16 protein-coding genes are annotated in these 17,315 nt (G+C 65.4%); 4 read left to right on the plus strand and 12 right to left on the minus strand.

From position 1 onward, the window contains the following. From J6525_RS24895 to dusB, 9 genes are all read right to left on the minus strand, one after another. On the minus strand, positions 1-206 hold a 206-nt coding region (locus tag J6525_RS24895), incomplete at its 3' end, for a helix-turn-helix domain-containing protein (protein ID WP_225646685.1). Positions 207-492: 286 nt separating this feature from the next. Further along, positions 493-1,863, minus strand: coding sequence for a magnesium transporter (gene mgtE / locus J6525_RS24900; RefSeq protein WP_225646686.1), 1,371 nt, complete (start codon positions 1,861-1,863; stop codon positions 493-495). A gap of 153 nt (positions 1,864-2,016) precedes the next feature. Next, the gene (hflX, locus tag J6525_RS24905) at positions 2,017-3,399 is read right to left on the minus strand and encodes a GTPase HflX (protein ID WP_225646687.1); all 1,383 of its coding nucleotides are present in this window, start codon (positions 3,397-3,399) and stop codon (positions 2,017-2,019) included. 11 nt (positions 3,400-3,410) lie between these two features. Then, entirely contained in the window at positions 3,411-3,659 is a 249-nt protein-coding gene (hfq, locus tag J6525_RS24910; protein WP_006020546.1) for an RNA chaperone Hfq, read from the minus strand. A gap of 376 nt (positions 3,660-4,035) precedes the next feature. Next, positions 4,036-5,406, minus strand: coding sequence for a nitrogen assimilation response regulator NtrX (ntrX, locus tag J6525_RS24915; RefSeq protein ID WP_028331957.1), 1,371 nt, complete (start codon positions 5,404-5,406; stop codon positions 4,036-4,038). A gap of 17 nt (positions 5,407-5,423) precedes the next feature. After that, positions 5,424-7,907: a sensor histidine kinase NtrY-like gene (locus tag J6525_RS24920; protein ID WP_225646688.1), complete on the minus strand. Its 2,484-nt coding sequence runs from the start codon at positions 7,905-7,907 to the stop codon at positions 5,424-5,426. Between the two features lie 189 nt (positions 7,908-8,096). Next, the gene (ntrC, locus tag J6525_RS24925) at positions 8,097-9,539 is read right to left on the minus strand and encodes a nitrogen regulation protein NR(I) (RefSeq protein ID WP_050419700.1); all 1,443 of its coding nucleotides are present in this window, start codon (positions 9,537-9,539) and stop codon (positions 8,097-8,099) included. A 9-nt stretch (positions 9,540-9,548) separates the two neighbouring features. Next, on the minus strand, positions 9,549-10,724 hold the full coding sequence (locus tag J6525_RS24930; protein ID WP_026192783.1) for a two-component system sensor histidine kinase NtrB: 1,176 nt from the start codon (positions 10,722-10,724) through the stop codon (positions 9,549-9,551). Then, positions 10,721-11,722: a tRNA dihydrouridine synthase DusB gene (gene dusB, locus J6525_RS24935; protein WP_225646736.1), complete on the minus strand. Its 1,002-nt coding sequence runs from the start codon at positions 11,720-11,722 to the stop codon at positions 10,721-10,723. Before dusB ends, J6525_RS24930 begins: the two co-directional genes overlap by 4 nt. A gap of 285 nt (positions 11,723-12,007) precedes the next feature. Between dusB and J6525_RS24940 the strand changes: the two genes are divergently transcribed. The 3 genes from J6525_RS24940 (at position 12,008) to J6525_RS24950 (ending at position 14,389) form a co-directional block, all read left to right on the plus strand. Next, complete coding sequence (locus J6525_RS24940) at positions 12,008-13,219, plus strand: bifunctional 2-C-methyl-D-erythritol 4-phosphate cytidylyltransferase/2-C-methyl-D-erythritol 2,4-cyclodiphosphate synthase (protein ID WP_225646689.1); 1,212 nt, start codon at positions 12,008-12,010, stop codon at positions 13,217-13,219. A gap of 1 nt (position 13,220) precedes the next feature. Continuing rightward, entirely contained in the window at positions 13,221-13,820 is a 600-nt protein-coding gene (locus tag J6525_RS24945; protein WP_038386736.1) for a CinA family protein, read from the plus strand. 173 nt (positions 13,821-13,993) lie between these two features. Beyond that, positions 13,994-14,389 carry a BA14K family protein gene (locus J6525_RS24950; RefSeq protein ID WP_225646690.1) on the plus strand — a complete coding sequence of 132 codons (396 nt, stop codon included), beginning with the start codon at positions 13,994-13,996 and terminating at the stop codon, positions 14,387-14,389. Between the two features lie 86 nt (positions 14,390-14,475). Here J6525_RS24950 and J6525_RS24955 read toward each other — a convergent pair whose 3' ends face one another. From J6525_RS24955 to lipA, 3 genes are all read right to left on the minus strand, one after another. After that, positions 14,476-14,943 carry a type II toxin-antitoxin system RatA family toxin gene (locus J6525_RS24955; protein ID WP_225646691.1) on the minus strand — a complete coding sequence of 156 codons (468 nt, stop codon included), beginning with the start codon at positions 14,941-14,943 and terminating at the stop codon, positions 14,476-14,478. Beyond that, on the minus strand, positions 14,943-15,482 hold the full coding sequence (locus J6525_RS24960) for a P-loop NTPase family protein (protein ID WP_225646692.1): 540 nt from the start codon (positions 15,480-15,482) through the stop codon (positions 14,943-14,945). Before J6525_RS24960 ends, J6525_RS24955 begins: the two co-directional genes overlap by 1 nt. 90 nt (positions 15,483-15,572) lie before the next feature. Then, complete coding sequence (gene lipA, locus J6525_RS24965) at positions 15,573-16,532, minus strand: lipoyl synthase (protein WP_225646693.1); 960 nt, start codon at positions 16,530-16,532, stop codon at positions 15,573-15,575. A gap of 164 nt (positions 16,533-16,696) precedes the next feature. Here lipA and J6525_RS24970 point away from each other — a divergent pair, with 164 nt between their 5' ends. After that, the gene (locus J6525_RS24970) at positions 16,697-17,302 is read left to right on the plus strand and encodes a DNA-3-methyladenine glycosylase (RefSeq protein ID WP_092084129.1); all 606 of its coding nucleotides are present in this window, start codon (positions 16,697-16,699) and stop codon (positions 17,300-17,302) included. The last annotated feature ends 13 nt before the right edge of the window (positions 17,303-17,315 follow it).

Here is a 17,315-nt window from a genome sequence, read left to right on the forward strand (position 1 = left end):
TCAGCATTGGCACCGGACAGAACCGGCTTCTTGTGACCGCCGATCTTGCCGGGCGAAACGCCCCCAGTCTCCCGTCTCAGATTCTTCCACTTCGTTACACAGGACGGGCTGATCTGAAGCGCCTCTGCAATCGAACGAACTGTCTCTCCTGCATCAGCTCGCGCCAGAGCCCGTTCACGAAGGTCTTCTGAATAGGGTCGCGTCATCCATGCTGGCCCCCGTTCTCCAGCACGGAGTTTGAATCAGAAATCGCTCCCGCTGGGAATCCCGATTCTGCGAAAAAACAACATGCTCTAGAAAACCGACTCATCATCAAGGGGGTAGCTACTAGGCGAGAGCCGAAATCGGCGGGCGCAACCCTAGTGCAGATGAGTAAGTTCTCTGCGGTTTTCGGCCAACTCTTTGAGAAGACTCCGGAAAGACTGCGGAGGATATGTATATACGCTAGTGCGAAAGCAGGGACGACACCGAGGTTGAGGGCGCAGGCTCAGCCTACAACAGCGTCCCGCGCAGGATCACCGCGGCGACGCCGAAATAGATCACGAGGCCGGTGACGTCGACCAGTGTCGCGACGAATGGCGCGGAGGCGCTGGCCGGGTCGAAGCCGATGCGTTTGAGGATGAACGGCAGCATCGAACCGCACAGCGATCCGAAGGTGACGATGCCGATCAGCGCGGTACCAACGGTCGCGGCGACGAGCACCCAATGCGGGCCGTAGTCGAACAGGCCGAGCGTCTGCCACAGCGTGATCCTGACGACGCCGATCAGGCCGAGAATGGCGCCGAGCACGATGCCTGTCGGCAATTCCCTCACGGCGACACGCCACCAGTCGCGCAGCCGGACCTCGTGCAGCGCCAGCGAGCGGATCAACAGCGAGGTTGCCTGCGAGCCGGAATTGCCGCCCGAGCTCATGATCAACGGGATGAACAGCGTCAGGACGATCGCCCTCTCGAGCTCGCTCTGGTACGACTGCATTGCGGTCGCGGTCAGCATTTCCGACAGGAACAGTGCGCACAGCCAGCCGGCGCGCTTCTTGATCATCTCGCCGAAACCGATCCGCAAATACGGCTCGTCGATCGCTTCCATGCCGCCGAACTTCTGGGCGTCCTCGGTCGATTCCTCGACGATGGCGTCGATGACGTCGTCGACCGTGACGATGCCGAGGATATGGCCGGGGCCGTCGACGACGGCGACGGCGAGCAGGTCGTAGCGCGAGATCAGCCGCGCCGCTTCCATGCGGTCAGCCTCCGGCGAGATCATCAGCGGCTTCCGCGCCGGCGCCGCGGTCAGCACATTGGCGTGCGGATCGCCCGAGATCAGGCGACGCAGCGGCACGGCCTGGATCAGGGTCTTCTTGACCGGGTCGATCACGAAGATCGAGTAGACGGTCTCGCGGGTGCGCTCGACCATCCGGATGTGATGCAGGACCTCGGCGATGGTCCAGCTCGAGGGCACGCTGACGAACTCGGTCGTCATGATGCTGCCGGCGCTGCGCTCGGGATAGGCCAACAGGCCCGAGATGACGTTGCGGGTCTCCGGATTGAGCCCGTTCAGCAGCGTGGCGCGCAGCGGCTCGACCAGCTCCTTGAAGATATCGGCGGCACGGTCGTCGGAGACGCCCGACAGCAGCGAGACCGCGGTATCTTTCGGCAGCTCGGCGAGGATCTCGCAGGTATTGTCGAGCCCGGGCAGGTCGAGCACCTCGATCGCCTTCTCGGCCGGCAGCGATCGCAGCAGCTTCGCGGCATCCGCGGGCTCGCGGGCATTGAGCGCCTCGACGATTTCGGGCGCCCGCTCCTGGGCAAGATCACCGCTCTGGCCGGCGAGCGTCTCTTTCGTGATGGTTTCGCTGGTGTCCTGCATCGATCCGCCTCGGCTTTGCGTTCTGCAGCGCAATGAACCAAGGCGGCGCGGATTTCAAACAGAAAGTGCGACGCCGCGTCGCAGGCGCATCGGCACCCGCAACGTCACGGCATCGTCATATTTCGGAAGATTGCAGGGCCCGTATTCGAGGGCTTACGCCTCGTAGGGGACGGCGGCGAACCGGCTCATCACGATGTCGCGCTTGGTCTCGTCGACGCGCACCGTCATGTCGAAGCGCTCGCCATGCAGCTCCTTGTTCAGGACCTCGGCATTGCGGTGCAGCCAACTGATGCCGGCGCCATCGGAGGCGTCGATCGAGAGATTGAGCGTCGAGCGCTTGGCCGCGAGGCGATCCTCGATCGCGGTGAGCAGCGCATCGATCCCCTCGCCTGTCGCGGCCGAAACCAGGAAGCATGGCCGCTCCGGCGGACGGCGCGCGGCGATATTGCGCAAATTGTCCCGCTCCTCGGGATCGAAGCGGTCGATCTTGTTCCAGACCTCGATGATGCGCTGGCCACCGTCGGCATCGGGATCGATGCCGAGCTGGCGCAACACCGCCTCGACGTCGCGCTCCTGCGCCTCCGCGTCCTCATGGGAGATGTCGCGGACATGCAGGATGATGTCGGCTTCCAGCACCTCTTCCAGCGTGGCGCGGAACGCGGCCACCAGCTGGGTCGGCAAATTGGAGATGAAGCCGACCGTGTCCGACAGCATCGCCTTGCCGCCATGCGGCAGGTTGAGCGCGCGCAGGGTCGGGTCGAGCGTCGCAAACAGCATGTCCGCGGCCTGCACGTCGGCGCGGGTCAGGCGGTTGAACAGCGTCGATTTGCCGGCATTGGTGTAGCCGACCAGCGCCACCACGCGATACGGCACGCGCTGGCGGCCGGCGCGATGCAGCCGCCGCGTCGCCTGCACCTTCTTCAACTCGCCTTCGAGCTTGGTGATGCGCTCGCTGATCAGGCGGCGGTCGGCCTCGATCTGGGTTTCGCCGGGGCCGCCCATGAAGCCGAAGCCGCCGCGCTGGCGCTCGAGATGGGTCCAGGACCGCACCAGTCGGCTGCGCTGGTAGTTGAGATGGGCGAGTTCGACCTGCAGCGCGCCTTCCTTGGTCTTGGCGCGGCGGCCGAAGATTTCCAGGATCAGGCCGGTGCGGTCGAGCACCTTGGTGCTCCAGGCCTTCTCGAGATTGCGCTGCTGGATCGGCGACAGCGCGCAATCCATCACCACGAGCTCGACCTCGTTGCTGGCGACGAGGCCGTTGATCTCCTCGACCTTGCCCTTGCCGAGATAGGTCGCCGGCCGGATCTGGCTGATCGGCGCGATCACGGAGTCCACCACCGTGAGGTCGATCGCACCAGCGAGGCCGGCGGCTTCCTCGATCCGCGCTTCATAGTCGCGGACAGAGGAATCCGTTTGCGCATCGCCGTCGCCACGGCGCGTGCGCAGGTACGGGCCGATGACGATCACCCGCCCGGTGCTGCCGTCCCCCGCCGACCGGGCACGGTCGGCGCCCCCTTCACGATTGAAGGGTTCCAATCAGTTCACTCTCAAGCCGGTGCGTCCTCACCACCTTCGAACAGCTGAATCGGAGCTCCGGGCATGATGGTCGAGATCGCGTGCTTGTAGACCAGCTGCGAGTGACCATCGCGCCGCAGCAGCAAGCAGAAATTGTCGAACCATGTGACAATGCCCTGCAGCTTTACTCCGTTGACCAGAAATATCGTCAGTGGCGTCTTGGTTTTACGAACGTGATTAAGGAAGGTGTCTTGTAGATTCTGTGCGCGGTCTGCCGCCATTGTTTTTGTCCCGCAAGCTTGTGCTTCTTTTTATTGAACCGGTTGCTGCTCTCTCACGGAGCCTCCTCCGGCTGCCCACCTGCCACGAGATCCCCCTCCGGCAGGCATAGCGGTAGGATTAGAGGCTACGCGCGGTTTTTAGGCAAGCCAGTTCGCGGTGCAGTCGGTAGGAACACGGTGGCAATTCTAAGAAAGTGCGGGGAAAGAGACGAATATTCTCGTGGAGAGTGGATAAATCCCCGGTTGTACCGGCCCCGCCCTCGCCCCGCTGATCGATCCAAACCGCCCCCGAGAGCCGCCTGCCGGCACCCCGGCGGGTGATCGCCGGGGCTTCGCTCCGAGCCGCCGGCGGACTTGCCGGCCTGCCGCGCCGGGGTCAGCCGACCCCGAGCGCCTTCAGCTTGCGATGCAGCGCCGAACGCTCCATGCCGACGAACTCCGCGGTGCGCGAGATATTGCCGGAAAAGCGGCTGATCTGGGCGATCAGATAGTCGCGTTCGAACACCTCGCGCGCCTCGCGCAACGGCAGGCCCATGATGTGCTCGCCATTGTTGGAGGTCGGCATCGCCGGCACCATCGAGCCGACGTCCTGCGGCAGCATGTCGGCGGTGATGATCGCCTCCGGACCGCCGCCGGCCAGGATCATGACGCGCTCGACATTGTTGCGGAGCTGGCGGACGTTGCCCGGCCAGACATGCGACTGCAGGACCGCCATCGCGTCCTGCCCGATTTGCCGCTTCGGCAGGCCGGTGGCGGCCGAGATCTGGTCCATGAAATAGTCGATCAGCTCGGGGATGTCCTCGCGTCGCTCCGACAGCGGCGGCACCCGGATCGGCACCACCGAGAGGCGATGATAGAGGTCCTCGCGGAAGCGGCCTGCGGCGATCTCCTCCTCGAGATTGCGCGCGGTCGAGGAGATGATGCGGACGTCGACATGAACCTTGCCGGTGCCGCCCTGGCGCTGGAAGGTCTGATCGACCAGCACACGCAGAATCTTGTTCTGGGTCTCGCGGGGCATGTCCGCGATCTCGTCGATGAACAGCGTGCCGCCGTGCGCCTCTTCGAGCGCGCCGGCCTTGCGCTGCTGCTCGCCGTTCGATCCCTCGATGCCGAACAGCTCGATCTCCATGCGCTCCGGCGTGATCGCGGCCGCATTGATCACCACGAACGGCCCCTCGGCGCGCCCGGAGGCATGGTGCAACGTGCGCGCGGCAAGCTCCTTGCCGGCGCCGGAGGGACCGACGATCAGGATGCGGCTGTTGGCCTTGGCGGCGCGGTCGATGGTCTGGCGCAGCTGGTTCATGCAAGCCGAGCGGCCGGTCAGGACGCTCGCCGCCGGAGCCAGCTGCTTGAGCTCCTTCACCTCGCGCTTGAGCCGCGAGGTCTCCAGCGCCCGGGTCGCGACCAGGATCAGCCGGTCCGACTTGAACGGCTTCTCGATGAAGTCGTAGGCACCGCGCTTGATCGCGGCGACCGCGGTCTCGATGTTGCCGTGGCCGGAGATCATCACGACGGGCAGATCGGCATTGTCCTTCTTGATCTGCTCGAGCAGCTGCAGGCCGTCGAGCTTGGAGCCCTGCAGCCAGATGTCGAGGAAGACCAGATTGGGCCGGCGGTTGGCGATCTCGGCGAGCGCCGAGTCGCTGTCGCGCGCGGTGCGCGTGGAAAAGCCCTCATCGTCCAGAATACCCGCGACGAGGTCGCGAATGTCAGCTTCGTCGTCGACAATCAGAATGTCACTTGCCATGGGTTACACCTGCCTTGTCAGTCGCTCGTCGCGGCTTTGAATTTTGGCTTTTGCGCATTTGGCTCTTGATTATTTGGCCCTTGATCAGCGGGATCTCGGATAGGTTCTTGGGTTGGTTCTTGGGTCGGTTCTTGGATTTTTGGTTCATTGTTGGTCGCTTGTGCCGGGCCGTTGGTCGGCTCCTCCGGCGGATTTTTTTCACTGTCCGGTTCGGTCTTGTCCGGTTTGACGTCCGGTTTTTGGTCCTTGCTTTCGGGCTTGTTCTCCGGCTTGGCCGCCTGGCCCGTGACGGCAAAGCGCAGCCGCATCCAGGCGCCGCGCTGGCCGTCGCGGAAATCGGAGGCATCCTTGAGCTCGATACGGCCGCCATGGTCCTCCAGAACGCGGCCGACGATCGCCAGGCCGAGGCCGGTGCCCTTCGCCCGGGTCGTGACATAGGGCTCGAGCAGGCGCGCGCGGGCGACCTTGGGCAGGCCGATGCCGTTGTCGACCACGTCGATCAGGATGTCGTCGTTCTCGCGCTGCGCCACGACGTCGATGCGGCCCTTGCCGAGCTCCTCGCGCGGGACCTGCTCGATCGCCTCGGTGGCGTTCTTGATGATGTTGGTCAGCGCCTGCGAGATCAGCCGGCGGTCGAACTGGGCGGGCAGCGGTGACTGCTTGATGTCGGCCTCGATGTCGAGATCGGGATGGGCGACCTTCATCAGGAACACCGCCTGGCGCACCACGTCGGCGACGTCCTCACCTTCCATCACCGGCTTCGGCATCCGCGCAAAGCGCGAGAATTCGTCGACCATCCGCCTGATGTCGTCGACCTGGCGCACGATGGTATCGGTGCACTGTTCGAAGATCGACTTGTCCTTCTCCTCGGTGATGGTCTTGCCGAACTTGCGGCGGATGCGCTCGGCGGAGAGCTGGATCGGGGTCAGCGGGTTCTTGATCTCGTGGGCGATGCGGCGGGCGACGTCGCCCCAGGCCGAGGTGCGCTGCGCCGACACTAGCTCGGTGATGTCGTCGAGTGTGATGATGTAGCTGTCGCGCGATTGGCTGGTCTGCTCGGCCGAGACGCGGACCGACAGATTGCGCTCATGGCCGTCGCGCAGGATCGTGACCTGCCCCTGCACCAGGCGCTGCGTTCCCTCGCGCGCGGTCTTCATCATCTCGTCGAGCTCGGGCAGCACGTCCGAGAGCGGATGGCCGAGCGTCTCCGACTCGGCGTGCCCGATCAGCTTCTCCGCCGAGCGGTTGAGGACGCCGATGGTGCCTGAGGCGTCGACCCCGATGATGCCGGCAGAGGCCGACGACAACACCGCTTCGATGAAGCGGCGGCGGCTGTCGATGGTTTCGCTGGCATCGACCAGCTCGTTGCGCTGGGTGCGCAGCTCCTGGGTCATCTTGTTGAAGATTTCGCCGAGCAGCGCGAGGTCGCTTTCCGACTTGTTGACGGGCACCTGGACATTGAGATTGCCGGTCGAGACCTCGCTCGCCGCGCCCATCAGCTGGCGGATCGGCGACACCAGCCCGTTGGCGAAGTTCAGGCCGATCAGCACCGAGGCCATCAGGATGGTCAGCGCGATCACCGCGAACATCAGCGCGAACGCGACCTGGATGCCGAGCCTGCGGGTCTCGAGCTGGGCATATTCGGCCGCGCTGGTCTGGGTCTGCTTGAGCTGGGCAACCACCGCCGGATCGAGCAGCCGCGCCACATACAGGAACATGTCGTCATAGGCCCGCAGGCGGACCACGGAGGCGACGTAGTTTTCCGGAAAGACCGAGATCTTCGGCTCGGTCTCGTTGATGTCCTTCAGGATGTCGGGCGGCGGCGCCTCGTAGTTCAGGCGAACACCGGTCTCGGCGCTGGCGACGATCTTGCCGTCCTTGTCCATCAGCACCGCGACAGGGAGATTGCGCGACTCGGCGCCGGCCGTCATCAGCTGCAGGAACGTCATGCGATCCTGGTCGTAGAGCGGCCGGGCATGGGCGAGATCGTTGGCCATCGCCAGCGTGTCGCCGTTGATGAGCTGGGCGTGCTCCTGCATGTAGGCGCTGGCGATGGTCAGCGAATTCTGGATCACCTGCTTGGTGGGACCCGAGAACAGCCGGTCGAGGCCGCGCTCTATGGTGACGTTGGCCACGATCGACACCAGCACGGCGGGCAGCACCGCGATCACCGAGAACAGGCCGACGATCTGCACATGCAGCCGCGCCGCCGCCCGGCCGCGCCGCCTCGCCTGCACCATCTGCCAGACTTCCCGGACGATGATGCCGACCAGCAGCAGGATGGTGCCGGCATTGATCATCAGGAAGGAGCGGACGACGTCGGAGGTCGGCTCGATCGGGGTCAGGCCGGTCAGCACCACGAAGGTCAGGAAGGCAGACAGCAGCGCGATGGCCACGGCAAACGGCGCCAGCCAGCGCCGCAGCGGGAAGCCCCGCGCCTCTGCATTGGGCTCGGCCGACGGGGCGCGTAATGTTGAAGCGGTGGTCTCTGCGCTGGTCATACCGGCAATTGAGCTGAGAGCGATCGCCCGCGGGAATTGCGAACTGATGCAATCATATCACAATGTTGCCGAATTGCGACATTTCCGCGGCGCAAACCTTTGGTGCGGCGCCGTGTCCCCAAAACCATTTGTGACTACTCAATAACGGTAGCGGGCTTGAAGCGAGGCTTGCGCCCCGCCCCGGCAGCCCTAGCCGCCGCTCCGGTAGACCTGGATGTCGAGGTCGCGGATCTTCTTGCGCAGCGTATTGCGGTTCAATCCGAGCAGGTCGGCGGCCCGGATCTGGTTGCCGCGGGTCGCCGCCAGCGCGGCGGTCAGGAGCGGGATCTCGATCTCCTTGAGGATGCGGTGGTAAAGGCCCGGCGGCGGCACGCCGTTCGGGAAGCCGGAGAAGTGCGAGGACAGATAGGCCTCGACCGCGCCGCCGAGATTGTCGACGCCGACGGTCGCCGTGCTGCCCGAGGTGACCGCGGGCGGCGCCAGCTCGCCGTCGATGACGGAAGACGTGATGACGTCCTGCGGATAGAGGGCGGCGAGCCGCCGGGCGAGGTTTTCCAGCTCGCGAACGTTGCCCGGCCAGCGGTGCTGCTTGAGCCGCTCCAGCGCCTGGGCGTCGAGCTTCTTCGGCGGCAGGCCGTCCTTCTCGGCGAGCGAGAAGAAGTGCCTGATCAGGTCGGGCAGATCCTCGATGCGCTCGCGCAGCGGCGGCAGCCGCAGCGGCACCACGTTGAGGCGGAAAAACAGGTCCTCGCGGAACAGGCCCTGCTGGATCAGGATGCGCAGGTCCTTGTTGGAGGCGGCGACGATGCGCACGTCGGTCTTGATCGGGGTGCGGCCGCCGACCGTGGTGTATTCGCCCTGCTGCAGCACGCGGAGCAGCCGGGTCTGCGCCTCCATCGGCATGTCGCCGATCTCGTCGAGGAACAGCGTGCCGCCCTCGGCCTGCTCGAAGCGGCCGGAGGCGCGGGTGTTGGCGCCGGTGAAGGCGCCGCGCTCGTGGCCGAACAGCTCCGATTCGATCAGGTCGCGCGGGATCGCCGCCATGTTGACCGCGACGAACGGGCCGTTGCGGCGCCGCCCGTAGTCGTGCAGCGCACGCGCGACCAGCTCCTTGCCGGTGCCTGATTCGCCCGAGATCATCACGGTGAGGTCGGTCTGCATCAGCCGCGCCAGCACGCGGTAGATTTCCTGCATCGCCGGCGAACGGCCGACCAGCGGGATCGAGTCGAACTCGCCGTCATCGGCGGGACTGGAGACCCGCTCCTTCGGCTCGGCCAGCGCGCGGCCGACGATGGTGATCAGCTCCTTCAGGTCGAACGGCTTCGGCAGATATTCGTAGGCGCCGCGCTCGGAGGCCCGGATCGCGGTCATGAAGGTGTTCTGCGCGCTCATCACGATGACCGGCAAATTCGGCCGCATCTTCTTGATCCGCGGCAGGAGATCGAACGCGTTCTCGTCGGGCATCACCACGTCGGTGATGACGAGATCGCCCTCGCCCTGGCTGACCCAGCGCCACAGCGTGGCGGCGTTGCCGGTCAGGCGCACCTCATAGCCGGCGCGCGAGAGCGCCTGGTTCAGCACGGTCCGGATGGCGGTGTCGTCGTCAGCGACAAGTATGCTACCTGCAGGCATTGGTGTTCCTCATCGTGCATCCTGAGAGGCAGGCGAGGACGTACCCGGAACGTCATCGCGGTTGCTTTGGTCGAGTTGCTTGGCGGCGCTGTACATCGGCATCAGCACGCGGAAAGTGGTTTTGCGCGGCTGCGACTCGCATTCGATGATGCCGCCGTGATCGCCGACGATCTTGGCGACCAGCGCGAGGCCGAGCCCGCTGCCGGTCTGCTTGGTGGTGACGAAGGGATCGAACAGGTTCGGCAGCAGGTCTTCCGGCACGCCAGAGCCGTTGTCCTTGACGCAGAATTCCAGCGGCAGCGAGACCCGCGATTTCTTGCCGGGCACCGACAGCCGCACGCCCGGCCGGAACGCGGTGGTGAGCTGGATCTCCGCATCGGTACCGAGATCGGCGACCGCTTCGGCCGCGTTCTTCACGAGGTTGAGGAACACCTGGATCAGCTGGTCCTGGTTGGCCAGCACCGGCGGCAGCGACGGATCGTAGTCCTCGATAAAGCGGACATTGCGGGCAAAGCCGGACTGCGCCAGGCGCTTCACATGATCGAGCACGGAATGGATGTTGACCGGGCCGCGCGCCACCGGGCGGTCGTCGCCGAACACCTCCATGCGGTCGACCAGCGTCACGATGCGGTCCGCCTCGTCGCAGATCAGTCGTGTCAGCAGCCGGTCCTCGGAGGACGCCTGCTGCTCCAAAAGCTGCGCCGCGCCGCGGATGCCCGACAGCGGGTTCTTGATCTCGTGGGCGAGCATCGCCGCCAGCGCGATCACCGAGCGCGCCGCGCTGCGATGGGTAAGCTGGCGATCCATCTTGTCGGCGATGGTACGCTCCTGCAGCATCACCACGATATGTCCGGGCCGCTCGGTCAGCGGCGCGACGTGCAGATCGACCTGGCGATCGCCGCCGATCCGCGGCGTGCCGAGATCGACCTTATATTCGTTGACCGGCGAGCCGCTCGTCCGCACCTGCTCGATCAGCGCCAGCAGCGGACTGCCGAACGGCACCAGCTCCTTCAGCGACTGCCGGCGCAGGAACTGGGTCGAGATCTCGAAGAAAGATTCGGCTGCGATATTGGCGTCGACGATCCGCCCGTCGGGTGCGACCAGCAGCACCGGATTGGGCAGCGCATTGAGGATGGCCTCCCCGTCAGTCGGCACCGGCCGGCGGAATTCCATGGCTGACGTCATGCGGCAGCACTCCAGGCAAAATCGTCGTAGGCGTCGGCGAGCGAGCGATGCACGCTGGACGGCTCTTCCGCGGTCAGGATGGCCTGCCGCCAGGCCTTCAATGTCGCGGCCGGCGCGCAGCTATAGGCCGCAGCAGCCTCCAGCGCCCAGCCCAGATGCTTGCGTGCATGCTTGAGCCCGATGCGCAGGCCATAGTGGCTGCAAACTTCGTCATAGAGCGCGCGAATGTGCTTGAGCTGCTCGGCAAGCGACGGCGCGGCCTCGGCGATCCCGGTCTCGAGGCGGCGGCCGATCTGTCCCGGCAGCCAGGGCTGCCCCTGCGCGCCGCGGCCGATCATGACAGCGTCGGCGCCCGACATCTCGAGCGCACTGACAGCCTTGTCGAACGAGGTGATGTCGCCATTGACCACGACCGGGACAGTAACGGCGTCCTTGACGGCGCGGACGGCGTTCCAGTTGGCCTCGCCCTTGTAGAACTGGCAGCGGGTCCGGCCATGCACGGTGATCATCTGCACGCCGGCGTCCTCGGCGCGGCGCGCCAGTTCCGGCGCATTGAGCGAGCGGTCATCCCAGCCTAGCCGCATCTTCAGCGTCACCGGCACCTTGACCGCCGAAAGCGTCGCCTCGATCAGCGTGATCGCGTGGTCGAGGTCGCGCATCAGGGCCGAGCCCGACTGGCCCCCGGTCACGTGGCGGGCCGGACAGCCCATGTTGATGTCGATGACGTCGGCGCCGGCGCCTTCGGCGATCCGTGCGCCCTCCGCCATCCAGTGGGTCTCGCAGCCCGCCAGCTGGACCACATGCGGCCCGACCCCGGCTGCCTCGCAACGCAGCTTCGACATCGGTTTGCCGTTCACCAGATCGTTGCTGGCAGTCATCTCGGAGACCACTAGGCCGGCGCCCAAAGTGGCAGCGAGTCGCCGGAAGGGCGCATCGGTGATGCCGGACATGGGCGCAAGGAGAACCCGGTTGGCGACAGCAATATCGCCGATCTTCAATGGGTTACGAGGAGTACTTTGCACGCCGGTCACAGCCGTCTCGTCGTTCTGTCAGCCACGCCATTGCAGCTGACGTCGTCTATTCTGCGCACAATTCTTGTGCAGTCAAGGCTCATGCCTACGGTTTAGACATTCCTATCATCAGTGCAGGTGCACTGCAACAAGATCTGCTTTTCCCACAGTCATCGGCAAACGCTCTGTTTTTGCGCAGCGGTCATGCTAAGGGCTGTGCGCGGCGATCCTCGCCGTCCCCCTCATCCCCGATTCGTCTGTCACTGGTTCAAAATGCCGAAGCCTGAGCGTACCGCAGCCATCCTTGTCGCAGCCGGCCGTGGACTGCGCGCCGGCGCAGGCGGGCCGAAGCAATACCGGACGATCGGCGGACAGACGGTGATCTACCGCGCCATGGAGGCGTTCTCCGGACACCCGGACGTGTTTGCGGTGCAGCCTGTGGTCAATCCTGACGACACCGCGCTGTTCGATGAAGCGGTCGCAGGCCTCCGCCATCGGCCGCCGACGCCGGGCGGCGCGACCCGGCAGGCCTCGGTCCATGCCGGGCTCGAGGCGCTCGCAGGCGAGAAGCCGGATATCGTGCTGATCCACGATGCCGCGCGCCCCTTCGTCACATCAGCCGTGATCTCGCGCGCGATCGCCGCGGCCGGCCGGACCGGCGCTGCGATCCCCGTGATTCCCGTCACCGACACGATCAAGCTCACCGGCGATGCCGGCGACGTCGAGGCGACGCCGGAGCGCGCGCGCCTGCGGATCGCGCAGACGCCACAGGCTTTTCGTTTCGACGTAATATTGGAGGCGCATCGTCGCGCAGCGCGCGATGGCCGCTCCGATTTCACCGACGATGCGGCGCTTGCCGAGTGGGCGGGATTGACGGTTGCGACGTTTGAAGGTGATGCTGCCAACATGAAACTCACCACACCCGAGGACTTCGTGCGCGAGGAAGCGCGGCTCGCAAGCCAGCTCGGCGACATCAGAACCGGCACTGGCTACGACGTGCATGCCTTTGGCGACGGTGACCATGTGATGATCTGCGGCGTGCGCGTGCCGCACACGAAAGGATTCCTGGCCCATTCCGACGGCGATGTCGGGCTGCATGCGCTGGTCGACGCGATCCTCGGCGCGCTGGCCGACGGCGATATCGGCTCGCATTTTCCGCCGAGCGACGCCAAGTGGAAGGGCGCCTCCTCCGACCAGTTCCTGAAATACGCGGTCGAGCGCGTCACCGCGCGTGGCGGACGGATCGCCAATCTCGAAGTGACGCTGATCTGCGAGCGGCCGAAGATCGGGCCGTTGCGCGACACCATGCGGGCGAAGATCGCGGAGATCTCCGGCGTCCACATCTCGCGCGTGGCAGTCAAGGCCACCACCAGCGAGCGGCTCGGCTTCACCGGCCGCGAGGAAGGCATCGCGGCAACCGCGAGCGCCACGGTCCGTCTCCCTTGGGACGATAAAGGCTGGGACGATAAAGGCCGGAGTGCCTGACATGGGCGGCAGCGACGCTCGTGCCCTCTCCCGCTCGCTGCTCGACCTGTGCCGGATGCGCAAGCTGACCATCGCGACCGCCGAATCCTGCACCGGCGGCCTGGTCGCGGGTGCGCTCACCGACATCCCGGGCTCTTCCGACGTGATCGACCGCGGCTTCGTGACCTATTCGAACGAGGCCAAGCGGGTCATGCTCGGCGTCAAGGCGGCGACGCTCGAAACGTTCGGCGCGGTGAGCAAGGAAACCGCGACCGCGATGGCGATCGGCGCGCTGGAAAAGGCCGGCGTCGACCTTGCGGTCTCGATCACCGGCATCGCGGGCCCTGGCGGCGCGACACCGGGCAAGCCGGTCGGCCTGGTGCATTTCGCCGTCGCCGCGCGCGACGGCCGCATCATTCATCGTGAGCAGCGATTTGGCGCAATCGGCCGCAGCACGGTGCGGCAGCGCTCCGTGGTCGAAGCCTTGCGCATGCTGATGGAGCTGGCGCGCCCGCCGCAGGCCGCCAAGCCGCGCCGCGAGGCCGCCAGCCGGTTGCGGCCAAGGGTGGCTCGGTCGCCGCGAAGCCACGCTGCGAAACGCCGCCGGCCGCCGCGCGGATAGGCCCAACCCAAAGTCGAGTCGCGCCACGGCCCGCCTTACACGGGCTTGTGTCAACTGCGGCCCGGTGACGCCTTCCTAAAATGGAACTTTGACGCGGCTTCGCCGCTTTATGTTGTTCCAACTCTGCTGTTTCGATTGTTCGTCCAACAGCAAAATCCCACAACAAGGAGAAAATGATGAAGTTGGGAACTTTGGTCGTGGCCGCCATCAGCGCTGGCGCCATGACGCTGTCGACTGTCGCGCCTTCGTCCGCCGCACCACTCGCTCCCGCGCGAGTGCAGGACCAGCCTACCTCGGTCGAGCATGTGCAGTATCGACACTGGCACGGTGGTCCGCGCTACGGCTATCGCGGCGGGTACGGTTACCGCGGTGGTTACTATCGCGACCGTGGTAACAACGGCGCGGCGATCATCGGCGGGCTGGCGGCCGGCGCGATCATCGGCGGCGCGATTGCGGCGAGCCAGGCCAAGGCCAACAACGACGCCTATTGCTCCCAGCGTTTCCGCACCTACGACCCGGCTTCGGGCACCTACATCGCATCCGGCGGCGTGCGGCGATCCTGCCCGTAAGTCGGCGAACGGTCTCCCGCATCATCCGTCGTGCCCGGCCTCGTGCCGGGCATTTGCGTTCCAGGGAGGCAAACGAGACGGATTCGCTACGTCGACAGCTGCGGCTTGCCGTAGACCTGATCCGCGCGCTTCTCGAACGCCGCGGCAAAGCGTGAGAATGCGGCGTCGAACATCGAGCCCATCAGCATCGCCAGCATCCGGCTCTTGAATTCGTAATTCAGGAAGAAGCCGACATCGCATTCGGTTTCCGACTTCGGCTCAAAACTCCAGCGATTCTCCAGATTGCTGAACGGGCCGCGCAGATATTCGACCAGGATATTCAGATTGGTCCGGTCGAGCGTCACCTTGCTGGTGAAGGTTTCCCGCACCAGCTTGAAGGACACCGTCATGTCCGCCACCACGACCTCGGTGCCGTCGTCCTTGGGCGTGCGCTGGCGGATCTTGAGCGACTGGCATAGCGGCACGAATTCGGGATAGCGCTCGACGTCGGCGACCAGATCGAACATTTGAGGTGCGGTGTGCCGGACCCGCCGCTTGCTTGAGAATCGTGGCATCAGTGGATACTCGCACGGTTTTGCCCGAGTGCGAGGCGCTTCAGATAATCATCCGCCTGCGCCCGATCGGTGAAACAGACCAGCGATTGATCGGGCCGCAAGCCGGCAAAATACTCGATCAGCTTCGGCCGCTGCTGCCGGCGATAGGTCCAGACGTAGCGGAAGAATTCGAGATCGATCTTCTCAGGGCAGCCTTCCGCCATCTCCGGGCGGACCTCGCCATAGCTCCCGGCTATCCGCCTGAAGATACCGAGCATGCAGGTCGACCGCGGCAGGTCGAACCAGATGATCGTATCGGAGAGCTCCCGGCGCAATTGCCCTGCACCATGCCTCATGTAGTTCCCATCCATGATCCAGCGCGGCTCCGGGGCTGCTTCGGTCATGCGGCGCGCGAATTCGTCCCTGCCCGACTCGACCCAGCCCGGCTTCCAGAACAGCGCATCGATCGACACGGCCGGAATCCCTGTCATCGCGGACAGCCGCCGCGCAAAGGTCGACTTGCCGGATCCCGACGATCCCATCACCAGAACGCGCTGCATTGGTCCAGTCCAAGGTTCGCTCAAGGTTCGGTCAAGGCCCGATCAAGCAACGGCGCGCGACGGCGCCGGCTTACCGCCGTTTGCAAAAATCTAGCGACCGCGGGCCGTGCGCGCCGCCTGTAGTTTGGCGAAATCCTCGCCGGCGTGATGCGACGAGCGCGTCAACGGGCTCGCCGACACCATCAAAAAGCCCTTGGTATAGGCGACCCGCTCGTAGCCTGCGAACTCATCCGGCGTCACGTAGCGCATCACGGCGTGATGCTTGCGGGTCGGCTGCAAATACTGGCCGATGGTCAGGAAATCGACGTCGGCCGAGCGCAGATCGTCCATCACCTGCAGCACTTCGTGCCGTTCCTCGCCGAGGCCGACCATGATGCCCGACTTGGTGAAGATGGTCGGATCGATCTCCTTGACCCGCTGCAGCAGCCGGATCGAATGGAAATAGCGGGCGCCGGGACGGACCGTCAGATAGCGCGACGGCACGGTTTCCAGATTGTGGTTGAAGACGTCGGGCTTGGCCACGACCACGCGCTCCAGCGCGCCGTCCTTGCGCAGGAAGTCCGGTGTCAGGATCTCGATCGTGGTGCTCGGGCAGCGTGCACGGATGGCGCGGATGGTCTCGGCAAAATGCTCGGCGCCGCCGTCGGCGAGGTCGTCGCGGTCGACCGAAGTGACCACGACATGACTGAGCCCGAGCTTGGCGGTGGCCTCCGCGACGTATTCCGGCTCGCTCGCCTCGAGTGCGCCGGGCATGCCGGTCTTGACGTTGCAGAACGCGCAGGCGCGCGTGCAGGTGTCGCCCATGATCATGAAGGTGGCGTGCTTCTTGTCCCAGCACTCACCGATATTGGGGCAGCCCGCCTCCTCGCACACCGTGACGAGGCCGTTCTCCTTCACGATCCGGCGCGTATCTGCATAGCCGCGCGTGTTCGGCGCACGAACGCGGATCCAGTCCGGCTTCGGCGGCGACACGGCATCCGGCCGGTTGACCTTTTCGGGGTGCCGCGGGCGGAGCTGAGTGGTGGAGATGGTGTCGACGATGGTGACCATGGATGCCTGCAAGTCGCGGGAGCATGATCCAGGCAGATCATGCTCCGAACCAAGGGCTTAGCTAATCGGTGTTGACGCGGCTCGCAACCCGCCCCGCGACCCTAGCAGACCTGCCGATATATTGGCAGTCTTGCGGCCCGTTCCATGCCGATTCCCACCTCAAAATGGCTCAAAAACCCCGATCCATCCGCGCGACCGCGCCGCGCCTCGGCAAGGCGCTGAAACGCTCCTTCTTCGATCGCAGCGTCCACGAGGTCGCCCCCGACCTGATCGGCGCGACCTTCCTGGTCGGCGGCGCCGGCGGCATCATCACCGAGGTCGAGGCCTATCATCACACCGACCCGGCGGCGCATTCCTACCGCGGGCCGACCCCGCGCAACCAGGTGATGTTCGGCCCGCCGGGCTTCTCTTACGTCTACCGCTCCTACGGCATCCATTGGTGCGTCAACTTCGTCTGCGAGGAAGCGGGCTCGGCCAGCGCCGTGCTGATCCGCGCGATCGAGCCGACCCATGGGCTCGCGGCGATGCGCCGGCGGCGCGGGCTGGAAGACGAGCGCGCGCTGTGTTCGGGGCCCGGCAAGCTCTGCGAGGCGCTCGGCATCACCATCGCGCACAGCGAATTGCCACTCGACCGCGCCCCGATCGCGCTCCATGCGCGGACCGAAGCCCCCGACATCATCACCGGGGTGCGGATCGGCATCACCAAGGCGGTCGACCTGCCCTGGCGCTACGGGCTGAAGGGATCGAAATTCCTCAGCAAGCGGTTTTGAGCGCCACGGCGTT

Source organism: Bradyrhizobium australafricanum, assembly GCF_020329495.1.
GTDB classification, from domain to species: Bacteria; Pseudomonadota; Alphaproteobacteria; order Rhizobiales; family Xanthobacteraceae; genus Bradyrhizobium; species Bradyrhizobium australafricanum.

Coding starts and splice junctions, on each gene's coding strand:
- mgtE (WP_225646686.1), bottom strand. CDS start 1,863: ATGCAGGACACCAGCGAAACCATCACGAAAGAGACGCTCGCCGGCCAG.
- hfq (WP_006020546.1), bottom strand. CDS start 3,659: ATGGCGGCAGACCGCGCACAGAATCTACAAGACACCTTCCTTAATCAC.
- ntrX (WP_028331957.1), bottom strand. CDS start 5,406: ATGGCAAGTGACATTCTGATTGTCGACGACGAAGCTGACATTCGCGAC.
- J6525_RS24920 (WP_225646688.1), bottom strand. CDS start 7,907: ATGACCAGCGCAGAGACCACCGCTTCAACATTACGCGCCCCGTCGGCC.
- ntrC (WP_050419700.1), bottom strand. CDS start 9,539: ATGCCTGCAGGTAGCATACTTGTCGCTGACGACGACACCGCCATCCGG.
- J6525_RS24930 (WP_026192783.1), bottom strand. CDS start 10,724: ATGACGTCAGCCATGGAATTCCGCCGGCCGGTGCCGACTGACGGGGAG.
- J6525_RS24940 (WP_225646689.1), top strand. CDS start 12,008: ATGCCGAAGCCTGAGCGTACCGCAGCCATCCTTGTCGCAGCCGGCCGT.
- J6525_RS24945 (WP_038386736.1), top strand. CDS start 13,221: ATGGGCGGCAGCGACGCTCGTGCCCTCTCCCGCTCGCTGCTCGACCTG.
- J6525_RS24950 (WP_225646690.1), top strand. CDS start 13,994: ATGATGAAGTTGGGAACTTTGGTCGTGGCCGCCATCAGCGCTGGCGCC.
- J6525_RS24955 (WP_225646691.1), bottom strand. CDS start 14,943: ATGCCACGATTCTCAAGCAAGCGGCGGGTCCGGCACACCGCACCTCAA.
- J6525_RS24960 (WP_225646692.1), bottom strand. CDS start 15,482: ATGCAGCGCGTTCTGGTGATGGGATCGTCGGGATCCGGCAAGTCGACC.
- lipA (WP_225646693.1), bottom strand. CDS start 16,532: ATGGTCACCATCGTCGACACCATCTCCACCACTCAGCTCCGCCCGCGG.
- J6525_RS24970 (WP_092084129.1), top strand. CDS start 16,697: ATGGCTCAAAAACCCCGATCCATCCGCGCGACCGCGCCGCGCCTCGGC.